Origin of the sequence: Aminivibrio sp. (assembly GCF_016756745.1) — a bacterium.
Taxonomy (GTDB): Bacteria; Synergistota; Synergistia; order Synergistales; family Aminobacteriaceae; genus Aminivibrio.
The window spans coordinates 52,453-73,442 of record NZ_JAESIH010000041.1; the positions used below are offsets into that span (position 1 = coordinate 52,453).

19 protein-coding genes are annotated in these 20,990 nt (G+C 60.0%); all 19 read left to right on the forward strand.

What is annotated here, in order from left to right; translation table 11 throughout:
• Window positions 1–35 precede the first annotated feature (35 nt).
• Entirely contained in the window at window positions 36–671 is a 636-nt protein-coding gene (locus JMJ95_RS05285; protein ID WP_290683379.1) for a molybdopterin-guanine dinucleotide biosynthesis protein MobB, read from the forward strand.
• Window positions 672–801: 130 nt separating this feature from the next.
• Complete coding sequence (locus tag JMJ95_RS05290; protein WP_290683381.1) at window positions 802–2,763, forward strand: sodium-translocating pyrophosphatase; 1,962 nt, start codon at window positions 802–804, stop codon at window positions 2,761–2,763.
• Between the two features lie 75 nt (window positions 2,764–2,838).
• Window positions 2,839–4,569 carry a DNA primase gene (gene dnaG / locus JMJ95_RS05295; RefSeq protein ID WP_290683383.1) on the forward strand — a complete coding sequence of 577 codons (1,731 nt, stop codon included), beginning with the start codon at window positions 2,839–2,841 and terminating at the stop codon, window positions 4,567–4,569.
• Window positions 4,570–4,656: 87 nt separating this feature from the next.
• Complete coding sequence (locus JMJ95_RS05300; protein ID WP_290683385.1) at window positions 4,657–4,935, forward strand: RNA-binding S4 domain-containing protein; 279 nt, start codon at window positions 4,657–4,659, stop codon at window positions 4,933–4,935.
• 57 nt (window positions 4,936–4,992) lie between these two features.
• Window positions 4,993–6,276 (forward strand): phosphopyruvate hydratase, encoded by a 1,284-nt coding sequence (gene eno / locus JMJ95_RS05305; protein WP_290683387.1) that lies wholly within the window; start codon window positions 4,993–4,995, stop codon window positions 6,274–6,276.
• A 22-nt stretch (window positions 6,277–6,298) separates the two neighbouring features.
• On the forward strand, window positions 6,299–6,679 hold the full coding sequence (locus JMJ95_RS05310; RefSeq protein WP_290683389.1) for a RidA family protein: 381 nt from the start codon (window positions 6,299–6,301) through the stop codon (window positions 6,677–6,679).
• Between the two features lie 57 nt (window positions 6,680–6,736).
• On the forward strand, window positions 6,737–7,363 hold the full coding sequence (locus JMJ95_RS05315) for a redox-sensing transcriptional repressor Rex (RefSeq protein ID WP_290683391.1): 627 nt from the start codon (window positions 6,737–6,739) through the stop codon (window positions 7,361–7,363).
• A gap of 69 nt (window positions 7,364–7,432) precedes the next feature.
• Window positions 7,433–7,795 (forward strand): preprotein translocase subunit YajC, encoded by a 363-nt coding sequence (gene yajC, locus JMJ95_RS05320; RefSeq protein ID WP_290683393.1) that lies wholly within the window; start codon window positions 7,433–7,435, stop codon window positions 7,793–7,795.
• Window positions 7,796–7,913: 118 nt separating this feature from the next.
• The gene (gene secD, locus JMJ95_RS05325; protein WP_290683395.1) at window positions 7,914–9,311 is read left to right on the forward strand and encodes a protein translocase subunit SecD; all 1,398 of its coding nucleotides are present in this window, start codon (window positions 7,914–7,916) and stop codon (window positions 9,309–9,311) included.
• A gap of 18 nt (window positions 9,312–9,329) precedes the next feature.
• A complete protein-coding gene (gene secF / locus JMJ95_RS05330) occupies window positions 9,330–10,199 on the forward strand; it encodes a protein translocase subunit SecF (RefSeq protein ID WP_290683397.1) in 870 nt (289 codons plus the stop codon).
• A gap of 408 nt (window positions 10,200–10,607) precedes the next feature.
• Window positions 10,608–11,285: a DUF5752 family protein gene (locus tag JMJ95_RS05335; RefSeq protein WP_290683399.1), complete on the forward strand. Its 678-nt coding sequence runs from the start codon at window positions 10,608–10,610 to the stop codon at window positions 11,283–11,285.
• Entirely contained in the window at window positions 11,282–12,523 is a 1,242-nt protein-coding gene (locus JMJ95_RS05340) for a glycosyltransferase (protein ID WP_290683401.1), read from the forward strand. Before JMJ95_RS05335 ends, JMJ95_RS05340 begins: the two co-directional genes overlap by 4 nt.
• A gap of 11 nt (window positions 12,524–12,534) precedes the next feature.
• Entirely contained in the window at window positions 12,535–13,311 is a 777-nt protein-coding gene (gene otsB, locus JMJ95_RS05345; RefSeq protein ID WP_290683403.1) for a trehalose-phosphatase, read from the forward strand.
• Window positions 13,308–14,816: a trehalose-6-phosphate synthase gene (locus tag JMJ95_RS05350; RefSeq protein WP_290683405.1), complete on the forward strand. Its 1,509-nt coding sequence runs from the start codon at window positions 13,308–13,310 to the stop codon at window positions 14,814–14,816. The genes otsB and JMJ95_RS05350 overlap by 4 nt, the downstream gene beginning before the upstream one ends.
• 341 nt (window positions 14,817–15,157) lie before the next feature.
• Window positions 15,158–16,810 (forward strand): DHH family phosphoesterase, encoded by a 1,653-nt coding sequence (locus JMJ95_RS05355; protein ID WP_290683407.1) that lies wholly within the window; start codon window positions 15,158–15,160, stop codon window positions 16,808–16,810.
• Between the two features lie 111 nt (window positions 16,811–16,921).
• Window positions 16,922–19,162, forward strand: a complete 2,241-nt coding sequence (locus tag JMJ95_RS05360) for a bifunctional (p)ppGpp synthetase/guanosine-3',5'-bis(diphosphate) 3'-pyrophosphohydrolase (protein WP_290683452.1) — start codon at window positions 16,922–16,924, stop codon at window positions 19,160–19,162.
• Between the two features lie 7 nt (window positions 19,163–19,169).
• Entirely contained in the window at window positions 19,170–19,658 is a 489-nt protein-coding gene (gene dtd / locus JMJ95_RS05365; RefSeq protein ID WP_290683409.1) for a D-aminoacyl-tRNA deacylase, read from the forward strand.
• Between the two features lie 7 nt (window positions 19,659–19,665).
• Window positions 19,666–20,307 (forward strand): MBL fold metallo-hydrolase, encoded by a 642-nt coding sequence (locus tag JMJ95_RS05370; RefSeq protein ID WP_290683411.1) that lies wholly within the window; start codon window positions 19,666–19,668, stop codon window positions 20,305–20,307.
• Window positions 20,304–20,975, forward strand: coding sequence for a RadC family protein (locus JMJ95_RS05375; protein ID WP_290683413.1), 672 nt, complete (start codon window positions 20,304–20,306; stop codon window positions 20,973–20,975). The genes JMJ95_RS05370 and JMJ95_RS05375 overlap by 4 nt, the downstream gene beginning before the upstream one ends.
• Window positions 20,976–20,990: the final 15 nt, after the last annotated feature.

Consider the following 20,990-nt stretch of genomic DNA (forward strand, 5'->3'; position numbering starts at 1 on the left):
CGATCATAGCCTGCAGAAAGGGAAGGAATGGTTTCATGCCTCTTCTAATCGCTGTTTCCGGATTTAAGGACGGGGGAAAGACCACCCTCGCCCTCGCGCTGCTGCAGGAAATTCTTTCCGCCGGTTTGAGCGCCGGTTTTGTAAAGCATACTGGGGAGGATGTCCTTTCCCCGAAGGGGACCGACACGGGCAGGGCCTCCGCCCTCGGAATTTCCGCCGTCTACTGGGGCAGGGACGGGGCCCTCCTTGAAACGGGGACCGGAGAAATCTCCAGGGAAAAGATACTGGAATTCTTTCCCGGCAAGGACGTCGTGATCGTGGAGGGGGCCAAGAACATTCCCCTCCCCAGGATTTGGGTGGGTTCCCCTGAGGATCTGCCGCCGGACGTGAAGGGCGTATTCGCCTTTTTCGACCGCACCGGGGCGGGCGGAGATGGAAACCGCATTTTCGTCCCCGGGCGGGAGAAGGAACTTGCGGGGCAGATTATCGAAATGTACGAAAAAGCCGAGGGGGATCAGCCTGCCTCCCTGTTCGTGAAGGGAAAGCGGATTCCCCTGAAGCCCTTTGTCTCGGGGATGATCGCAGGATGTCTCGCCGGGCTTGTCCTTCCCCTGAAGGGAGTGAACTCGCTGAAAGGAGGGGCGGAAATTTACCTGAAACAACGGAAATAAGGCATTTTCGGGCAGTCCATGCTTGTTTTTTGTATTTTTACTCCCTATAATTACTTTCGCACCGGGTTTTGTCCATATTTTTTTCTTCAGTCGTGGACGCTAGTCTCATCATATCGAGGAGGTAGTGGAAATGGACTTTTTGTTGTTGCTGATCGTCGGCATCACGGGAATCGCCGCCCTTGCTTTCGCCTTCATTTCCTATGTGCGTATCGACATCTTCAGGGTTGATAACGAAAGGATCTCCGAGCTTTCACACATTATTCACAGGGGGGCAATGGCCTTCCTGTACAGGGAATACAAATGGCTTCTTCCCTTCCTGCTTATCGTGGGAGTGCTGCTCTGGGTCAAGATCGGCGGATCGGCCGGCTTCTCCTTCATTATCGGCGGACTTTGCAGCGCCGCAGCCGGCTACGCCGGCATGGTGGTCGCCACCAAGGCGAACGGCAAAACGGCCTTCGCCGCCACCAAAGGCATGAACGAGGCCCTCACCATGGCCTTCAAGGGAGGCAGCGTCATGGGCATGTCCGTGGTCGGCATCGGCGTCCTGGGCATCCTGTTCTGCTACGCCCTCTTCGAGGATCCGACCCTCATCACCAGCTTCGGTATGGGAGCCAGCTCCATCGCTCTTTTCGCCCGTGTGGGCGGCGGAATTTACACCAAGGCCGCCGACGTGGGAGCCGACCTTGTGGGAAAGGTTGAAGCCGGAATCCCCGAGGACGACCCCAGGAATCCGGCGGTCATCGCCGACAACGTAGGTGACAACGTAGGCGACATCGCCGGGATGGGTGCCGACCTGTTCGAGTCCTACGTGAACTCCATCATCGCCGCCATGGCCATCGGCCTTGCCGTGTTCGGATCGAAGGGTGTGGTCTATCCCCTCGTCCTTGCCGCCGTGGGCATTCTCTCCGCCATCACCGGAACCACCTTCGTCAAGGTGAAGGACGGCGGAAGCGCTTCCGCGGCCCTCCGCACGGGAACCTTCGTCACCGGCGGGATCATGATCGGCGGTGCCTTCCTCGTCACCCTTGCCATGTTCAGGGAATTTGCGCTCTTCTGGTCCGTTCTCTCGGGCGTGGGCGTCGGCGTGCTCATCGGTTTCGTCACCGAGATCTACACCTCCGGTGACTACAGTTCGGTGAAGCACATCGCCGAGTCCTCCAAGACCGGACCGGCTACGGTCATTCTGGCCGGCATGGCGGTGGGCATGAAGTCCACGGTGATTCCCGTGCTCCTCATCTGCGCCGCGACCCTCATCAGCTTCTACTTCGGCGGCCTCTACGGAATCGCCTGCGCCGCCGTGGGAATGCTCTCCATCACGGGAATGGCCCTGAGCGTGGACGCCTACGGCCCCATCGCCGACAACGCGGGCGGCATCGCCGAGATGAGCCACCTGCCCAAGGAAGTCCGCAAGATCACCGACAAGCTCGACGCCATCGGCAACACCACCGCCGCCATGGGCAAGGGCCTTGCCATCGGCTCGGCCGCCCTCACCGCCCTCGCCCTGTTCACCGCCTACGCCCATACGGTGAAGCTCACAGCCATCGACCTCAACGATCCGAAGGTCATGGTGGGGCTCTTCCTCGGCGGAATGCTTCCCTTCCTGTTCAGTTCCATGTCCATCCAGGCCGTGGGACGAGCGGCGGAGGCCATGATCGACGAAGTGCGCCGCCAGTTCAAGGAAATTCCCGGAATCATGGAGGGCACCGGAAAGCCCGAATATGAAAAGTGCGTGGACATTTCCACCGCCGCAGCCCTGAAGGAAATGATCGTCCCCGGCCTGCTCGCGATCCTTTCTCCCGTAGTGGTAGGTTTCGCCCTGGGCGCTCAGGCTCTCGGCGGGCTTCTCGGCGGCTCCATCGTCACCGGCGTGATGCTGGCCATCTTCATGTCCAACGCCGGCGGTGCCTGGGACAACGCCAAGAAGTACATCGAGGAGGGCAACTTCGGCGGCAAGGGAACTTCCGAGCATGCCGCGGCAGTGGTGGGCGACACCGTGGGCGACCCATTCAAGGACACCGCCGGCCCCAGCCTGAACATCCTCATCAAGCTCATGTCCGTTGTGGCCCTTGTTCTTGCACCCCTTTTCGTGTAAAGGAAAAAGAAGAGTACAATACTGGGGGGAAGGGAAACCTTCCCCCCGAATTTTTTTGTTTTCAGGAGGATCAGGGTGCAGTCCGACGACGTCCGCCGCATCAAGGAACGACTCGATATCGTGGAAGTGATAGGGGATCATGTCCGCCTGAAGAAGGCCGGGGCGAACTTCATCGGCCTCTGCCCCTTTCACGAGGAGAAGACCCCGTCCTTCTCCGTCTCCCCGTCCCGGCAGACCTTTCACTGCTTCGGTTGCGGCCAGGGAGGCGATATCTTCACCTTCGTGATGGAGAAAGAGGGCCTCGGCTTCAGGGAGGCCCTGGAAATCCTCGCATCGAGGGCGGGAGTGACCCTTTCCGCCGCCGGGAGAGGGGAGAAGAGGGGCCGGAACCTGACGGACATTATGGAGATGGCCTGCTCCCATTACCGGGACCTTCTCCGGGGGCCCGAGGGAGAGGCTGCCCGGGCCTATCTCGCGAGACGGAACCTGCCCCCTGAAACCTGGGAGCGTTTTGAGCTGGGGTGGGCCCCATCATCCTGGGACTCCCTCTGGAACAGCCTCTTCAGGCAGGGCGTCCAGCCGAAGGAGGCCCTGGATGCGGGGCTCGTGCTTGAGGGGAAGGGGGGACTCTACGACCGTTTTCGTGGCAGGGTCATCTTCCCGGTCCGGGATATCGCAGGGCGGCTTCTTGCCTTCGGAGGGCGGCTCATCGACGGCGAGGGGGCCAAGTACATCAACAGCCCGGAGGGAGTGCTCTACAGCAAGAGAAAAAACCTCTACCTCCTGCACCGGGCGAAGGAGGCAGCCCGGGCTTCGGGGCGGCTGATCCTCGTGGAAGGCTATATGGATGCCATTCGGCTCCATCTGGGAGGATTCGAGGAGACGGCCGCATCCCTGGGAACGGCCCTCACCGAAGACCAGGCAGCGCTCATCCGCAGACTGACGGACCGGTGCTGCATCTGCTACGACTCCGACCTCGCCGGGCAGGAGGCGGCCATGAGGGGGATGTACGTCCTCCAGAAGGCGGGACTGGACGTTCGGGTCGTGGAGCTCCCCAGCGGGAAGGACCCGGATGACCTTCTCTCTCTTCCCGAGGGAAAGGATCTCTTCGGGAAGGCCCTCGAATCAGCCAGGCCGCTGATTCTCCATCACGTCTACCTTCGCGGGGAGATGCTCCGTTCCCCGGAGAAACGCCGAAAGGCCACCGACGAGATTTTGTCGGGCCTGGGCAGCCTGTCCCCGGTGGACGTGGCTCCGTACCTGGCGAGGGTCGCCTCCGCCATGGGCATCTTTCCCCATGAACTCAGCAGCCTCCTGGAAGACTACCGGAAGAGGGGCGCGGGCCGGGAAACCACGGCCCCGGCGAAGGGAAAGCGTGCCCCGGCCGAGAAGGAACATGAGACTGACGAAGTGGAGGCCGCCCTCTGCGCCCTGTTGTGGAAGGACGACCACATCCGAAGGACCGCCGACGAAATAAAAGTCCTCTCCCTTCTTGAGGACGAACGGCTCCAGACGGTGGCCGCCGCCCTTCTTTCCGCCCCCTCCAGGGATGAAGTGGAGGCCCGCTGGCATTCCCTCGGCGAAACCTTCCCTCTCAGGGCCATCGCCCGCGGAGGGGACTGGTGTGAAGGGCTCGGGGAAAACCAGGCCGCCTGGGACGTGGTTCTGGGCATCCTCGCCAAGAAGAAGGCCCGCCGGGAATATGAACGCATCAGGGAAAAACTTTCCCGGGGGGAGGCGGACAGGGAAGATCTTCTGAGGTTCCGGGAGGTGGCCATGCTGCTCAAGAGCAATCCCCGGGAATAAGGAAAAATGACTTTGTGAAAGAATTGAAAAATGAGGACGAGGTTTGATATACTTTTCGTTGGTTTCAAAACCGGAGGAAGAAGAATCATGAGACTGGACAAATATCTGAAACTTGCCCGCCTCGTTAAGAGGCGCACCGCGGCTCAGGAAATGGTCACCCTCGGCGCAGTGAGGATCAACGGCAGGCAGTGCAAGCCCGCGGCGGAGGTTCGGGCCGGGGACGTTCTCGACATAGCCTATCCGTCGAGGATCCTGACCGTGGAGGTCCTCTGCGACGATGAAAACGCACTGAAGCGGGGCGCTCCCGGAGGGGCCTACGGCGTTCGGGAGGAACGGCGGGCGGATCCGGCGGAGAAACCGTGGTAGCGGCAGAAAATCATCCCCTGTTCGGACGAGGATGGAACTGAAAAGGAGCTGAGATCGATGAGCAGTATTATAGGAGTGCACGGAAGGGAAATAATCGACTCCCGGGGAAACCCCACGGTGGAAGTGGAGGTCTGGCTTGACAGCGGGGCATCGGGAAGGGCGGCCGTTCCCTCCGGGGCGTCCACCGGAACCTACGAGGCGGTGGAGCTTCGTGACGGCGGTCCCAGATACAACGGCAAGGGCGTCCTGAAGGCCGTGAACGGAGTCAACGAGAAGATCGCCCCCGAGCTCATGGGGTTTGATGCCGACGATCAGACCGAGCTCGACGCAGCCCTTATGGAGCTTGACGGAACGCCGAACAAGAGCGAGCTCGGCGCCAACGCCATTCTCGGCGTGTCCCTGGCCGCGGCCAGGGCTGCCGCAGACGACCATGACATGCCCCTGTGGGCATGGATAGGCGGCCTCGGGCCCTTCTCCCTCCCCACGCCCATGATGAACGTGATCAACGGCGGCGCCCACGCGGACAACAACGTGGACATCCAGGAGTTCATGATCGTTCCCCACGGGGCCGAGACCTTTGCCGAAGCCCTCCGCATTGGGGTTGAGACCTACCATTCCCTCAAGAAAACGGTCAACTCCAGGGGATACAGCACCGCCATCGGCGACGAGGGCGGATTCGCCCCGGACCTGAAGAGCAACAGGGAGGCCATCGACCTCATCCTCGAGGCGGTGGAGAAGGCCGGATACGCCCCAGGAAAGGATGTCAGCCTGGCCCTCGACCCTGCGGCATCGGAATTGTTCAAGGACGGCAAGTATCATTTCGCCGGGGAGAACAAAGTCTTCTCCGCCGAGGAGATGGTGGGCTACTGGGAGGAACTCTGCCGGGACTATCCCATCCTCTCCATCGAAGACGGCATGGCTGAGGACGACTGGGCCGGATGGGCCGTCATGACCTCGAGGCTCGGCAAGAAAATCCAGATCGTTGGTGACGACCTCTTCGTCACCAACCCCGAAAAGCTCTCCAGGGGCATCGAGGAAGGCATTGCGAATGCGATCCTCATCAAGCTGAACCAGATCGGCACACTCTCCGAGACCCTCAACGTCATTGCCCTCGCGAAGAGGTACGGCTACGGGACCATCATCTCCCACCGCTCCGGCGAGACGGACGATACCTTCATCAGCGACCTTTCCGTCGCCACCGGGGCCGGCCAGATCAAGACCGGAGCTCCCGCGCGGATCGACAGAGTCGCCAAGTACAATCAGCTCCTGCGAATCGCCGAAGACCTGGAACGGGCGCCCTATGCCAGGCTTTCCCAGTTCAGGGGAAACTCCTGCAGATAATATCCACGAAGGAGGAAACGAGATGAAAGAAATTATTTCCACCGCAGCGGCCCCAGCGGCCGTAGGCCCTTACAGCCAGGCCGTAAGGGCAGGGAATTTCCTTTTCTGCTCGGGACAGATTCCCATCGACCCTGCCACGGGGAATTTCGTCGAGGGCGGAGTGGAGCAGCAGGCGGAACAGGTTCTGAAGAACGTCAGGGCGGTTCTCGAGAGTGCCGGTTACTCCCTTTCCGATGTGATCAAGGCCACCGTTTTCGCCGCAAGCATGGGAGATTTCGCCGTGGTCAACGGCGTGTACGCGAAGCACTTCGACAAGGAACCGCCGGCGCGGTCCTTCGTGGAAGTGAGCGCCCTGCCCAAGGGCGCCCTCGTGGAAATCGAAGTCGTCGCCTGGAAGGAATAGCTTCCGGGGCGGAGAATACCTCCGCCCCTTCACCATCCCACTGAAGGAAGTGCGGAAATGAAGATAGCTGAACCCACAATTGAACGGCTTGTACAGTACCAACGCCTGCTGGAGCAGCTTGTCGCCGAAGGACAGAAAGTTGTTTCCTCCCAGGAAATGGGCGAGATGCTTTCCTTCAAGGCCAGCCAGGTGAGAAAGGACCTTTCCTATTTCGGAGAGATCGGCAAAAGGGGGGTCGGATACCACGTTGACCGGCTCCACAAGCATATCAGCCGCATTCTGGCCTCACCCAGGAAATGGTCCATCGGGCTCGTCGGAGTGGGAAAGCTCGGGGAAGCGCTGCTTGGATACCAGGCCTTCCGGAACGACAAATTTCGCATCAGGGCTCTTTTCGACGTGGACACGGAAAAGATCGGAAAGGAAATTCAGGGCATCCCCTGCTATTCTGCGGAAGACATTGCGGAGATCGTCCGGGAGAAGGAAATAGAGGTCCTGATACTCACCGTCCCCGGAGGAGCTGCACAGCACGTGGTCGACAAGGCAGCCGAGGCGGGGACGGTGAAGGGGATTCTCAATTTCGCGCCGGTCTCCCTTTCCGTTCCGGAGAATGTGCTTCTCGCGGCGGTGGACATTTCCGTCGAGCTCGAGAAGCTGCTTTTTTTCCTCAAGCACAAAGAAGAGTAGTATTTGATAGAATATCATGGTCCCCTTCGGGGCCTTTGAACCAAAATACTTTGAGGAGGCGTTTTTTTCATGAATCAGCAGTGCGGACAGACAGCTGGAGGACAGGGCAATCTTATGGGAATGCTTTTTCCCCTCGCGATATTCGTCGTTATCTTCTACTTCTTCATCATCAGGCCCCAAAAGAAACGGCAGAGAGCCCAGGAGGAACTTCTCGCGTCCCTTTCCAGGGGCGACCAGATCGTAACCATCGGCGGATTTTTCGCTACCATCAGGGAAGTAAAGGATGACAGCATTGTCGTGGAAATCGCCGACGGAGTGAAAGTCCGGATACTGAAGTCCGCAGTGGCCACCAAGCGTTCCGCGGCAGCCCCCCAGCAGAAGGAGTTCGCCCCCAGGGAGGATGCAGGCAAAACGGAAGAGGAGAAAAACTGACCTTTTCCCAGGTGAGGAAAGACACCGGTGCGGAGAGGGTCGCCTCCGGGCGGCCGCTCCGCTTTTTCCGGTCCTTTGATATGCACTAATTTCGCGGTATGTCCAGGAGGGAAGAATTATGCTCAGAAGAGACCGCTGGCGGCTCGGTTTAGTCGCCATCGTGGTTGTTGCGGCTCTCGTGACGGTGTTTCCCATATCGGGAAAGATCAACCTCGGGCTTGACCTGAAGGGCGGCGCGCACATCGTCCTTCAGGCGAAGGAATCGGAGGACAGCAAGGTGACGGAGGACAGCATCGAAAGGCTCCTCGCCGTCCTGCGGAACAGGGTTGACCAGTACGGCGTGGCCGAACCGGTCATTCAGAGGGAAGGCCGGGACAGAGTCATAGTTGACCTTCCCGGAATACAGGATCCTGACGCGGCTCTCGAACTCATAGGCAAGACAGCCGAACTGGAGTTCCGGTCCGTCATCGAGGCCACCGCCGCCGTTCCCCCCGGCCCCCAGAGGCCGAACTACGACAGCGACGAGGAATTCCAGAGAGCGGAGACCCGATGGAACGAAGCCAGGTCCCAGATCGAGGCGGCCAGGGAAGCTCTCGCCAAACGGAGCGAAGAAATAACCGGCTCCAGGGTGTCCAGGGACGATGAAGGCCGATACTATCTTCTCGGCCCTGTGCTGGTGAGCGGAAAAGACCTCGTGGACGCCAAGACCCGGTACGACAACCTGGGCAGACCGGTGGTGGGCCTCACTTTCAGTTCCGAGGGCGCGAAGCTCTTTGACAGGGCCACAGCGGACAACGTGGGTCGGCAGATTGCCATCGTCCTTGACGGCGTGGTTATCTCGGCCCCCGTGGTCCAGGAGAGGATTACCGGCGGCAATGCCCAGATTTCCGGACGGTTCAGCGCTGCGGAGGCAAGCCGGCTTTCCATTATGCTCCGGGCCGGAGCCCTTCCCATCGCCGTCGAAGTCATCGAAAACAGGTCCGTTGGGCCGAGCCTCGGCGAAGACTCCATCAACTCCGGAATCCGTGCCGGTCTTATAGGCGCATCCCTGGTGTTCCTTTTCATGCTGCTGTACTACCGTACCCTCGGCATTGCGGCGGATGCTGCCCTTGCGGTGGCCATCCTCCTCGTCTTTGCGGGCCTCATCTCCCTCAAGGCGACCCTCACCCTTCCCGGAATCGCGGGTATCGTTCTGACCATAGGCATGGCCGTGGACGGCAACGTGCTCATCTATGAACGGATGAGGGAAGAGACCAGGGCGGGAAAGACTCCTCTCGCGGCCATCGATGCAGGCTTCAAGAAAGCCCTGACAACCATCCTTGACGCCAACATCACAACCCTCATCGCCGCCGCCGTGCTCTTTTACTTCGGCAGCGGACCGGTCCGCGGCTTCGCCGTGACCCTGAGCATCGGCATCGTGGCGAGTGTCTTCTGCAACGTTCTCGTCACCAGGGCGCTCCTCCAGTACTTCATTGGAGGACGGGGCGCGGCGGGTTCCCTGCTGCCCCGCTCGTGAGAGGAAGGAAAGACGATCATGAGAATTTCTAACATCAACTTCATGCAGCACCGCAAAACCGCTCTTCTTCTCAGCCTTGTCTGTGTTGTGGCAAGCCTTGGGCTCATATTCTTCAAGGGGCTGAACCTCGGCATCGACTTCACGGGAGGCAACGTGGTGCAGGCCGAGTTCGCCCAGCCGACGGCCATCGAGGACATCCGGCAGGTCCTGAACTCTGTGGGGCAGGGCGGTTCCGTCATCCAATCCTACAGTGAGCGGGGCGTCATCATCCGGATAAGCGCCAACGAGGAAGAAGCCCGCAAGCAGGCCGTGAACGCCCTTCGTACCAAATTTCCCGGCATTCAGATCATACGGCTGGAAAAAGTCGGTCCCGTGGTGGGCGCCGAGCTGAGGCAGGAGGCCTTTATAGCCCTGATCCTCGCCCTGGCGGGCATTTTGGCCTACATCACCGTCCGCTTCCAGTTCCGCTTCGCCGTGGTGAGTGTGGCGGCCCTTCTTCACGACGCCGTCATCACCCTGGGAATTTTCAGCATTACCGGCATGGAGATTTCCTCGTCCTTCATCGCGGCCATTCTTACCATCGTGGGATATTCGCTCAACGACACCATCGTCGTCCTGGACCGCATCCGGGAGAACTGGAAAAACCTCAGGCGCGAGGGGATCGTCGATCTGCTCAACAACTCAATCAACCAGACAATCTCCAGGACCATCAACACGTCGGTCACTACCCTTCTTCCCGTAGTCGCTCTCTACGTCTGGGGCGGCGAGGTCCTCAGAAGTTTTTCCTTCGCTCTGCTGGTGGGCATTCTGGTGGGAACCTACAGCTCCATCTACGTAGCATCAGGCCTTTTGGCGGAATGGTGGATGAAGTCTCCCCAGAAGGGCTGATTTTTCTCAGTACTCCAGGGCCCCCTTCAGGGGGCTCCTTTTTTTATTCTCTTCCCGGCGCCTCTCTGCAGACTCCCCGGCAGGGCACCGGTGACGCTCCTTCCTGTCTTCGGATTTAGGGGAATAACCTAAATCCGCAGGTTTTTCAGGCAGAGGGAGTGTCGCCGGGCACAGCGCCCGGGGGAGAGAAACCGACACGGATGTCGGTTTCAGGTGCAGTTGTCAAGGACGACAATCTGCACCGGCGGCCCAAGCGAGCACTGGTGACACTCCCCGCTGCCTGCGGATTTAGGAATAACGACTTTAATTGTAGAACAAGGAAATTATGTGTTATACTCATATAATACCGATAAAGCCGAAAGATGAAACGGAGATAAATTCATCGACTGCATAAAGGAGGTTACAGCCATGAACACTACTGGAGCCGACGGTCCTTTCAGATTTATGGAATGCTCTATTCTGCCCGTGAGTACGGGCCTTCGAGCACAGACTCTCAGGGAACTCCGGTCCGCCATCCCCGAAATACCCGAAAGTTCCCTCTACTATCATTTCTGGGGCAGAATGCTCCGCCCTCATATCGCCGAGTCTGAGTTCAACAACGATTTTGCTTCCTGGGCCGATGGAGGCCTGGGGGACATCGAGCTGGCGGAAGTCCTCAGCGCGATCAATCCCGTGAAGTGCAAGGACTTCGCGGAACTTCGGTCGATCCTTGAGGATATCCTCGAGTCTCGCATCGACCAGGGGGATTTTTTGAGCTGGAAGAAGGCGGATAGGGAATTCTATTTTATTGCCTGCAGAAAGTTCATGTTCGCTACGGGGAAGGTCGCTTCCTCCCTGGAGGATTTTCCCGCAGCGGTCAAAACAGCCACCCGGCAGAGTTTCTTTCACCACTTTCTCGACGGCCGGCGACGTTCTCCCGAGGGAAAGGACGACTTCACCCTCTGGCTCGAGCAGTTCGGCGAGACGACCGCCGAGGTGAGGAGGCTCCTCGGCAGGGTGGATTCCTATCTTTTTTCCCTCGGAGAACTGAAGGGACAGATTGTCTCCATTCTCGAGAAGGGGCTCCGGAAGGGAGGAAAGAAATGATGTCCGACATGCTGAAGCAGTACGGCGAAATTATCGGTTTTCATGCCACGGACAGCCTGCTGGTCATAGCGGAAAAACTCAGGGGAAAGAAGATCGTCCATGTGAACTCCACCAAGGAGGGAGGCGGAGTGGCGGAAATCCTCTCTTCCATGGTTCCCCTCTCCCGGGAGCTCGGGCTGGACGTTTCCTGGGAGGTTATCGAGGGGGACGAACCCTTCTTCTCCTGCACGAAAACGCTGCACAATTCTCTCCAGGGAATGGCCGGAGGCCTTTCCGACGGACAGATCGCCTCCTACACGGAAACGAATCGAAGGAACGCCGAAAGGCTCAAGGACTGCCTCGAAGAGGCGGACTACGTTTTCATCCACGATCCCCAGCCGGCGGCCCTGCTCGGAATGATTCCCGGACGGAAAGGGAAATGGATCTGGCGGTGCCATATCGACGTCAGCGCCCCGAACAGGTCTGTGTGGCGGTTCGTGAAAAGGCAGGTCGAAGGGTACGACGCGTCCATCTTTTCTCTGTCCGATTTCGCCCAGCCTCTGCCGCACCCCCAGTTCCTCATTACGCCGAGCATCGATCCCCTGAGCGAGAAGAACATCCCACTCTCCAAGACGGAGATTGAAAAGACCTATCGGGAACTGGGGGTGCCCCGGGACAAGCCGATCATCCTCCAGGTTTCCCGTTTCGACCGGTTCAAGGATCCCCTGGGGGTCATAGAAAGCTACCGGATAGCGAAGGAATACGTTGATATCAGGCTTGTTCTCGCTGGAGGCGGAGCGACGGACGATCCCGAATCGGGCCAAGTGCTCTCCGCCGTCCAGGAGGCTGCGGCCGGCGATCCCGACATTGCGGTCCTGGTGCTTCCGCCGGACGCCCATCGGGCCATCAACGCCCTCCAGTCCGGTGCCGACGTGATCGTTCAAAAGTCAACCAGGGAGGGTTTCGGTCTTACGGTGAGCGAAGGCATGTGGAAGAGAAAACCGGTCATCGGAGGCGACGTCGGGGGCATCCGGCTGCAGGTCATCAACCGGTTCAACGGCTTCCGTGTACGCTCCCCCGAGGGCGCCGCCATCAGAATAAGGTACCTCCTGACCCACCGGTGGAAGAGGGAGAGAATGGGCGTGAACGCCAGACAGTACGTCCTTGAGAATTTCCTGATTACGGGCCAGCTGCGGAACTACCTGTCCCTTCTCGTGACCCTGGACGGAGGGGAAGGGGAGTGGGAGCGTTGGATATAGGACATCCCCGAATGGGTCTTTCGGATCTGGAAGGTTTCTTCGAATCCTTCCGGGGAGTCGGAGTCAGCCCTCTGCTCGTAAGCGACTATGACGGCACGCTCGTCCCTTTTCGCAGGGAAAGGGACGAGGCCGTCCCCTCCCGGGAAACCAGAGACTTGGTCAGGCGAATCGGAGAAGCTGGGGGGGAGTTCATTCTCCTCACGGGGAGAGAGGCGTCCGAGGCGGCTTCCCTGCTTGGAGTGCCTGCGGAAATATGGGGGTGCCACGGATGGCAGCGCCGTTCCCCCGGAGGAGAGACGATCACCATGCCCCTGTCGGGCGCGGAGGAAGATGCTCTACGGTTGCTTCCGGATCTGTTCCGCTCCTTTCCTTCCGATGCCGTGGAAAGGAAGCCCGTATCGATCGCTCTTCACTGGAGAGAGCGGCCCGATGTGCTGGAACAGTACGGAAAGCTGGAGAAGTCCATTATTGAGAGAGCTTCGTCAGCAGGCCTTGAAAAACTCCCCTTTGATCAGGGGGTTGAGTTCCGCCTTCCGTCATGTACCAAGGGGGAGGCCATGAAACGGATACTGGCTGCCCGAAGTTTCAGGGACCCCGTCTGCTATCTCGGAGATGACGTGACGGACGAAGATGCCTTCCGGGCGCTCGACGGAAGGGGCGTGGGGGTTCTCGTATCGGCTCTTCCGGCGGCGAGCGCCGCCGTTGTCAGAATACGCCCGGAGGAAGTCCCGGAATTCCTCCGGAAATGGATTGCCGCTCTTGAAGCCGAAAGAAGGGAATCGCCGTGAAGCGAAAAGCAAGACTGCTGGTGGTGTCCAACCGGCTTCCGGTGACCCTCTCCTGTGAGGAGGGGAAGTGGAAAGGATACCCGGCCTCAGGGGGGCTGGTCAGCGCCATGACCCCCGTGCTGAAGAACAGGGGCGGTTTCTGGGTCGGGTGGCCCGGAACCGGTTCGGGTGCTCGTCTTGCCGATATTCGGGATATCCTCGGCCCGGTGTCGGAGGAAAGCGGGTACCGCTTTCTTCCCGTTATGCTCACCAGGGAAGATGTCAATGACTTCTACTACGGATATTCCAACTCAGTGCTGTGGCCGCTTTTTCACGACCTCCAGAGCCGCTGCGATTTTTCTCCCCGCTACTGGGACGGCTATATCCGTTCAAACGCCAAGTTCGCCAGGGTCGTCCTGAGACACGCCTCGGAGGACGACTTTATATGGGTGAACGATTACCAGCTCATCCCCCTGGGAGCCATGCTCCGGGAGAAGAATCCCGGGCTCAGGACATCCTTTTTTCTTCACATTCCTTTCCCGAGCGTGGATGTGTTCATGAAAATGCCCAGGCGCAGCGAAATCCTCGACCAGATGACCCGGTACTCCTTCATGTGCTTCCAGACTGGAAGAGACAGAAAGAATTTCCTTGACTGCCTGAGGGTCTTCCGCCCGGAATACCAGGTGTCCGGCCGGGGGCACATCGTGAAGGTCCGCCTCGGGGACCGCTCCTTTTCCGTGGGGAGCCTTCCCATCAGCATAGATTACCAGGCCTACTCCTCCTTGGGAGGATCAAGAAGCGTGGTAGCCCGGTCAAAGGAAATACGGCAGGAGATCTTCGGAGAAAAATTCATCCTCGGCGTGGACAGGCTGGACTATTCAAAGGGAATCCCGGAAAAGCTCAGGGGCTTCAGGAGATGTCTTGAGCTATATCCCGAACTCCGTGAGCGGGTTACCTTGTACCAGATCGTGGTCCCGAGCAGGGAGGCGGTGGAACAGTACCAGACCCTCAAGGAGGAAATCGAGCTGCTCATCAGCCGAATCAACGGTGAGTTTGCCACAACCCGGTGGGTTCCGGTGAACTGGCATTACGGCTCCGTGTCCAGGGAGGAGCTCGCCGCCATGTACCGGGCGGCGGATATGGCCCTCGTGACGTCCCTCAAGGACGGGATGAACCTTGTCTGCAAGGAGTACTGCGCCTGCAAGGGAAGGGAGCCGGGAGTCCTCATTCTCAGCGAGTTCACCGGCGCCGCCCTCCAGCTCTCACGGGGAGCCGTCCTGGTGAACCCCTATGACGTGGACGCCGTTGCCGGAGCCATCAGGGGGGCGTTCTTCATGGAAGACAGGGAGAAAAAGGAGAGAATGCGGTATCTCCGAAAGTCCATTGCCCGGCAGGACGTCTTCTGGTGGGTTGATAATTTCCTTCGGGCAGCCGCCGGGAAAAAACTGGAAGATTTTCCCGAACAGACCATTCCCTCCCTCTGGCCCGGCGTGGCGGAGGGGGAGCAAAACGACCCCGGATTGTAGACGCTCCCAAAGCCTCAATTGTTCCTGGCAGAGAGAGCGTCGCCGGTGTTTGCGGTTTGGAGAATTCTGCGGGAGTTTACTTCTCAGGGGGCACAGACTACAATATAAATACGCTGATTTGCAGTTGCGCGGAGCCCGGGCGTACCTTATACTGCGGCTCCGCATGTGTCTTTTTTTGATGTTTTCCGGCAGGAAAGACCGATTCCGGGGAGGAATTTCATGAGGAACCCAAGTCCGGCCGCCGTTTTTATGGCGGCTTGCGCGACTGTGATTTCATTTCATCACGGGAAAGAACAACCTGTTCCCGCAGCGTGGTTCCGTACTGCGGGGGAATTGTTCCTGTGACGTCTCTTTGCAGGACGGACCGACTCCGAATCGTCCGGCCCACCTCTTCGGCGAGGGCCATCGCCGAAAGGGAGGGGTGTTCCCTGCTGGCTGCAGCGGTGCTGGAATGCCGGGGCAGCCTGGAGGGGAATTTTTCGTTCCACCGGCCGTCTCTTACCGGTCTTCTCGAAGGGCTGGACCTGGGCCGGGGGGCCGCCGAGGCAGCCGGGCGCTGGAAGAAACTCCCCGACCTGGGAAAAGTGCTCGTCTACGGTGATTACGACGTGGACGGCGTGGCCTCCACCACCCTCGCCATGGAAATCTGCCGAACAAAGGCGAAACAGGTACGCTTCTTTATCCCCCACCGCCACGAACAGGGGTACGGCCTCCACGAGTCGGTCATGGACAAGCTTCTCCCCATGGGATGGGATACCCTCGTCGTGGTGGACTGTGGCTCCAAGGACCGGGAGATTCTCGAAAAGGCAGCCGCCGCAGGGGTCAACGTCTTTGTCTTCGACCACCACCAGCCGGAGGAAGGAAAGGACTTCCACGGCTCAGTGGTGAATCCTCACGGCAGCGACGGGTGTTCCTTCGGCAAAGCCCTCTGCGCTACAACCGTCCTGTGGGCCTGGGCATGGAAATTCGACATTCTTCCCCGGAATCGGATGGAAGCAATGACGGATCTTGCGGCCCTGGCCACCCTGGCGGACTGCATGCCCCTCAACGCCCTCAACAGAGAACTCGTAAGGGAGGGGATTTCTCTGATGAAATCCCGCCCGCGACCCGGACTTGCGAGACTGTTTTCCCGGCTGGGGCTTGCAGGGCAGGCTCTCTCCGAGGAGTCTCTCACCATGAAGGTCATCCCCTGCCTGAACGCGGCGGGAAGAATGGAGCTTGCCGATACGGCGGTGGGCGTGCTCCACGGCAGGTCGGGCGCCGACGAAAAGGTGGAAACCCTGCTTTCCCTGAACAAAAAGCGCCAGGTGCTTTCCGGGCGCATTTCCGGGGAGGCGGAGGAATTGCTCAGCGGTCCCTTCAGCCACGTGGCCCTCGGTGAATCCTGGCCGGTAGGGGTGCTCAGCGGCGTCGCAAGCCGGCTGTGCAGCATGAAATCGTCGCCGGTGGTGCTGGCTGCCCCTGTACGGGGAGGCATCCGGGGAACCCTGAGGGTACCGGAGGGGGGCGACGCCATGAAGGTGCTCGACTCCGTTTCCTCCATGCTTGACGCATGGGGAGGCCACCAGTATGCCGCCGGCTTTTCCGTGACCAGGGAAAACTGGCCGGATGTCTCCAGGTGCCTTGAAGATGCCCTCTCTTCCATGGAACTGGAAGAGCCCCCGGTGACCGCCCTGGAGATGAGCCCTGACGAAATCGCCCTCGATTCCTGGAAGGAAGTAAGCACCCTCGGCCCCTTCGGCAACGGCAACCCGGCGCCCCTTTTCTTCATCGCCCGGACGGGGGGCGAGAAAATGCTCCCCCTGGGACGGGACGGCCGTCATCTCCAGATAGAGACGGGTGGGGCGCGGCTCCTTGCTTTTGACGGGAAAAGCGCTATGGATGCCATGACGGCTTCCGGGGGATGGGTGTACCGTCCGCGGCTGGATTACTGGCAGGGCCGCGAAAGGCTGCAGTACGTGGTTGATTATGTCGTCGTGGACGACATCACCTAACGGAGCGTGGACGAAATGGACCCGAAAGAACTCAGCGGAAGCATCCTCGGGGAACAACAGGAACTGGGAGCGGGGGAAAAACTGCCCCTCAGGGGCGAGGAACACTCCGAAATGGACCGGAAGGCCTCCGGAAAACTGAGGGACAGCTACATTGGTCGTATTCCCGAGGAGGACCGGGCCATCTCGGTGAAGTTTGCATGGCACGAGCTGTGGTCCAAGGTGGTCCATTACCTTTCCCGGGAGGAACTCATGACTCTCGGAGAAGCCCTGGTCCTCGCCGGGGCGGCCCACAAGGACCAGAAACGCTCCACCGGCGACCCTTACATCGTCCACAGTATCAACGTCGCCTCAATCCTCGCCGAAATGCAGCTCGACGTGGTCACTCTCGTCGCAGCCCTCCTTCACGATGTCCTCGAGGATACCGATATCACCATCGAAAAACTGGAAGGCGCCTTCGGCGCGGACGTGGCCACCCTCGTGGACGGTGTGACCAAGCTTGGGAAGCTTCCCTTCAAATCCTTCGAGGACTACCAGGCGGAAAACCTCCGCAAGATGTTCGTGGTCATGGCCAAGGACATCAGGGTGGTCCTCATCAAACTGGCCGACAGGCTGCACAACATGCGCACCCTGGGCGCCCTGAGGAAGGACAAACAGATGCGCATCGCCAGGGAGACCCTGGAGATCTACGCTCCCCTGGCCCACCGCCTGGGCATCTACCAGGTGAAGAGGGGGCTCGAGGATCTGGCCTTCAAGTACGCTGACCCCGAAATGTACTACGAGATCCGGAGACGGGTCCGCAAAAAGCTGCCCGAGCGGGAGACCGTGGTCCGGAAAGCCATGGAGGTTCTCAGCGCCAGGTTGAAGGAAGAGGGCATCCACTGCAAGGTCACGGGCAGGGCGAAGCACTTCTTCAGCATTTACGAGAAAATGAATCGCAAGAAGCTGCCGGTGGAGCAGCTCTACGATCTCCTGGCCCTCAGGGTGGTGGTGGACGACATCGCGGCGTGCTATACCGTGCTGGGTATCGTCCACACCATCTGGAAGCCCATCCCCGGGCAGTTCGACGACTATATCGCAAACCCGAAGAGCAATATGTACCAGTCCCTCCACACCACGGTGGTGGGGCCCACGGGAGAGCCCCTGGAGGTGCAGATCCGTACCTGGGAGATGAACTCCCTGGCGGAGTACGGCATCGCTGCCCACTGGCGGTACAAGGAAGGGGGAGGAAGGCTTGACGATCTCGACGCCAAGCTGACCTGGATACGCCAGGCCCTCGAAGGGGACCACGACGGAGCCGCCGAGCCCTCGGAGTTCCTGGAACGTCTCAAGGACGACGTTCTCTCGAGCGATGTCTTTGTCTTCACGCCCCAGGGAGAGGTGGTTTCCCTGCCCAGGGGATCCACCCCCATCGACTTCGCCTACGCCATCCACACCCAAGTGGGTATGCGGTGTGTCGGGGCCATGGTGAACAACAGGATCGTGGCCATGGGTTACGAGCTCCAGAATGGGGATATAGTCAAGATCATCACTTCTCCCCAGGGAGCGCCCTCCAGGGACTGGCTGAAAATCGCCAGGAGCAGCAAGGCCCGGAGCAAGATCCGTGCCCATTTCCGCGCACTGGAAAAGACGGAGCGGATCGAAAAGGTCCAGAGGGGCAGGGACCTGCTTGAACGGGAACTCCGCCGGAGGGGGACTCTGGAGTTCGAGGCCTTCGAGGAACTGCTTCCCCTGCTCAACAAGATTGCCAGGGATACGGGCCAGTCCAACGGGGAGGATCTGCTTTCCGCCATCGGCGCGGGACACCAGAGCGTCTCCCTCATAGCCCAGCGCCTCGCGGGCAAGGCCCAGCCCCAGCCTGCTCCCCCTCCTGCTGCGGTAGAGCAGGAGAAGCATACGTCCTTCGCCGGCAAAAAAGGAGAATCGGACATCGTCGTGGAAGGGGCGGAAGGAGTCCAGGTGGTGCTTTCAAACTGCTGCGAGCCTGTGCCGGGCGACCCTATCGTCGGCTTTTCAACCCGCTCGAGGGGTATCACCGTCCACCGGGCGGACTGCGAAAACGTGAAGAACGCCAAAGAAGAGCGGTTAATCTCCGTCTCCTGGGGGGCAACGGGGAACAGGCGGTACACCGCCAGACTGAAACTCGAGGCCATCGACAGGGGAGGGCTTTTCGGCGACGTGGCCCAGGCCATCACCGGCGCGGATGGGGCCATGACCGGCATCAAGGCGGGAGTTGTGGGGGGAAACCTCGCCCGGATGAAGCTGGAGGTCCGGGTCAGGAATCTGGAACACCTGTATTTTATCGTGGCAAAACTGAACGCGGTCAAGGGAATGATCAACGTCTCACGGGGGTGACGACAGAATGAGGGCAGTAGTGCAGAGAGTCTCCTCTGCGAGGGTTTCCGTGGATGGAGAGACCAGGGGAGAGATCGGCGGGGGACTGTGCGTCTTGTTTGCCGCTTCCCGTACCGACGGTGAAGCGGAAGTTGAGTGGATGGCCGAGAAAATTGCCGGTCTCCGGATTTTCGAGGATGACCAGGGGAAGATGAACCTCTCCCTGGCGGACGTCGGGGGCGCGGTTCTTGTCGTCTCCCAGTTCACCCTGTACGGCGACTGTCGCAGGGGACGGCGTCCCTCCTTCATCGCCGCCGGTGAGCCGGAGGAGGCCAACCGGCTGTACGAAGCTTTCAAGAAGGCGGTGGCATCGCGGGGAATCCCGGTGGAAAGCGGGGTATTCCAGGCCCACATGCTTGTGGAGATCGCCAATGACGGTCCAGTGACGCTCATACTGGAAAAAGAGTCCGCCGGGGAGATGCCCCGCAGGCTGAGTGATTTAGACAATGGAGGTTGATCGGACCATGAACTACAAACGTTTTCCAATGGGGCCGCTCTGGACGAACACCTACCTGGTCTGGGAGGCCGGAAAGGGATTTCTCGTCGACCCTGCCGGAGACCCGGACCAGATCGCCGACTTCGCCCGGACCCGGAACGTCTCCATAGAAAAAATACTGCTCACCCACGGCCACTTGGATCATGCCGGGGGGCTTCCGGCCGCCGTGGAGCGGTTTGACGCTCCCGTGTACGTTCCCGAAAAAGACGCCTCGCTGGTGGTTTCTCCTGACCCGGCCCTTCTGGAGTGGATGGGATACGACTTCAAGGGGACGGATGCCTTTTCCCCTCTCAGGGACGGGGATGTCCTCACCGTGGGGGAGATGAGGATCACCGTGCTGGCAACTCCGGGGCATACTCCGGGAAGTACCTGCTACCTGGCCGAATCCGGAGAAGGAAGCCTCCTTCTTTCGGGCGACACCCTCTTTGCCCGGAGCGTGGGCAGGACGGACCTTCCCGGGGGAGATCCGGAGCTGTTGGACCGTTCGATCCTCAGGCTCGGGGCCCTTCCCGACGAACTGAAGGTACTCCCGGGCCACGGACCGGAGACCGCCATCGGCGCCGAACGGAAGCACAATCCCTTCTGGCCTGACGGAGAATCGGCCGAATGAAGCTTTCCGCCCTTCCCGGAGAAGAACGGCCGCGGGAGCGCCTGCGCCGCAGGGGAGCATCGTCGCTCTCACTGGCGGAGCTGCTTGCGATACTTCTCCGTACCGGCAGCAGGGGAAGGGACGTGCTGGAACTCTCCTCGGACCTCTTGAAAGAATTCGGGAACGCAAAGGGGCTTTCCCGGGCGACGGAGGAGGAGATGCTCTCCTTTCCCGGCCTGGGAGAAGCAAAGGCCTGCGTACTCCTGGCGGCCCTGGAGCTGGGGAAGCGGATTCACTCCGAAAAGAGCGAGCCCGAGGAGGGACTTCCCTGGGAGAAACGTCTTTCTTCCCTGGCGGCTGAACTTGCCGCCGAGGAGCGGGAATATATCGTGGGACTGCACGTGCGGCGCAACGGGACCCTCATCACCTCCGACGTAATTTCCTACGGGGGGCCGGACGGGGCGTTTCTTGATGTAAAATACCTCTTGCGGAGGGCTGTCCGCCTCGACTCCTGGGGACTTGTTCTTGCGCACAACCACCCCGACGGAACCCTCGGTCCCAGCAGGGAAGACAGGATGCTGACAGACTATCTGGCCGGGAGAACGAAGATGCTCGATATCAGGTTCATCGGCCATTATGTTGTGGCGAACGGGAAGCATGTTTCCATTCCGCTTCCCGGTGAAGCCTAGAAAGCGGGGACTGAA

Excerpts from the sequence above, each read along its gene's own strand:
- JMJ95_RS05285 (WP_290683379.1), top strand. The coding sequence starts at position 36 with ATGCCTCTTCTAATCGCTGTTTCCGGATTTAAGGACGGGGGAAAGACC.
- JMJ95_RS05290 (WP_290683381.1), top strand. The coding sequence starts at position 802 with ATGGACTTTTTGTTGTTGCTGATCGTCGGCATCACGGGAATCGCCGCC.
- JMJ95_RS05300 (WP_290683385.1), top strand. The coding sequence starts at position 4,657 with ATGAGACTGGACAAATATCTGAAACTTGCCCGCCTCGTTAAGAGGCGC.
- eno (WP_290683387.1), top strand. The coding sequence starts at position 4,993 with ATGAGCAGTATTATAGGAGTGCACGGAAGGGAAATAATCGACTCCCGG.
- JMJ95_RS05310 (WP_290683389.1), top strand. The coding sequence starts at position 6,299 with ATGAAAGAAATTATTTCCACCGCAGCGGCCCCAGCGGCCGTAGGCCCT.
- JMJ95_RS05315 (WP_290683391.1), top strand. The coding sequence starts at position 6,737 with ATGAAGATAGCTGAACCCACAATTGAACGGCTTGTACAGTACCAACGC.
- yajC (WP_290683393.1), top strand. The coding sequence starts at position 7,433 with ATGAATCAGCAGTGCGGACAGACAGCTGGAGGACAGGGCAATCTTATG.
- secD (WP_290683395.1), top strand. The coding sequence starts at position 7,914 with ATGCTCAGAAGAGACCGCTGGCGGCTCGGTTTAGTCGCCATCGTGGTT.
- secF (WP_290683397.1), top strand. The coding sequence starts at position 9,330 with ATGAGAATTTCTAACATCAACTTCATGCAGCACCGCAAAACCGCTCTT.
- JMJ95_RS05335 (WP_290683399.1), top strand. The coding sequence starts at position 10,608 with ATGAACACTACTGGAGCCGACGGTCCTTTCAGATTTATGGAATGCTCT.
- JMJ95_RS05340 (WP_290683401.1), top strand. The coding sequence starts at position 11,282 with ATGATGTCCGACATGCTGAAGCAGTACGGCGAAATTATCGGTTTTCAT.
- otsB (WP_290683403.1), top strand. The coding sequence starts at position 12,535 with ATGGGTCTTTCGGATCTGGAAGGTTTCTTCGAATCCTTCCGGGGAGTC.
- JMJ95_RS05360 (WP_290683452.1), top strand. The coding sequence starts at position 16,922 with ATGGACCGGAAGGCCTCCGGAAAACTGAGGGACAGCTACATTGGTCGT.
- dtd (WP_290683409.1), top strand. The coding sequence starts at position 19,170 with ATGAGGGCAGTAGTGCAGAGAGTCTCCTCTGCGAGGGTTTCCGTGGAT.
- JMJ95_RS05370 (WP_290683411.1), top strand. The coding sequence starts at position 19,666 with ATGAACTACAAACGTTTTCCAATGGGGCCGCTCTGGACGAACACCTAC.
- JMJ95_RS05375 (WP_290683413.1), top strand. The coding sequence starts at position 20,304 with ATGAAGCTTTCCGCCCTTCCCGGAGAAGAACGGCCGCGGGAGCGCCTG.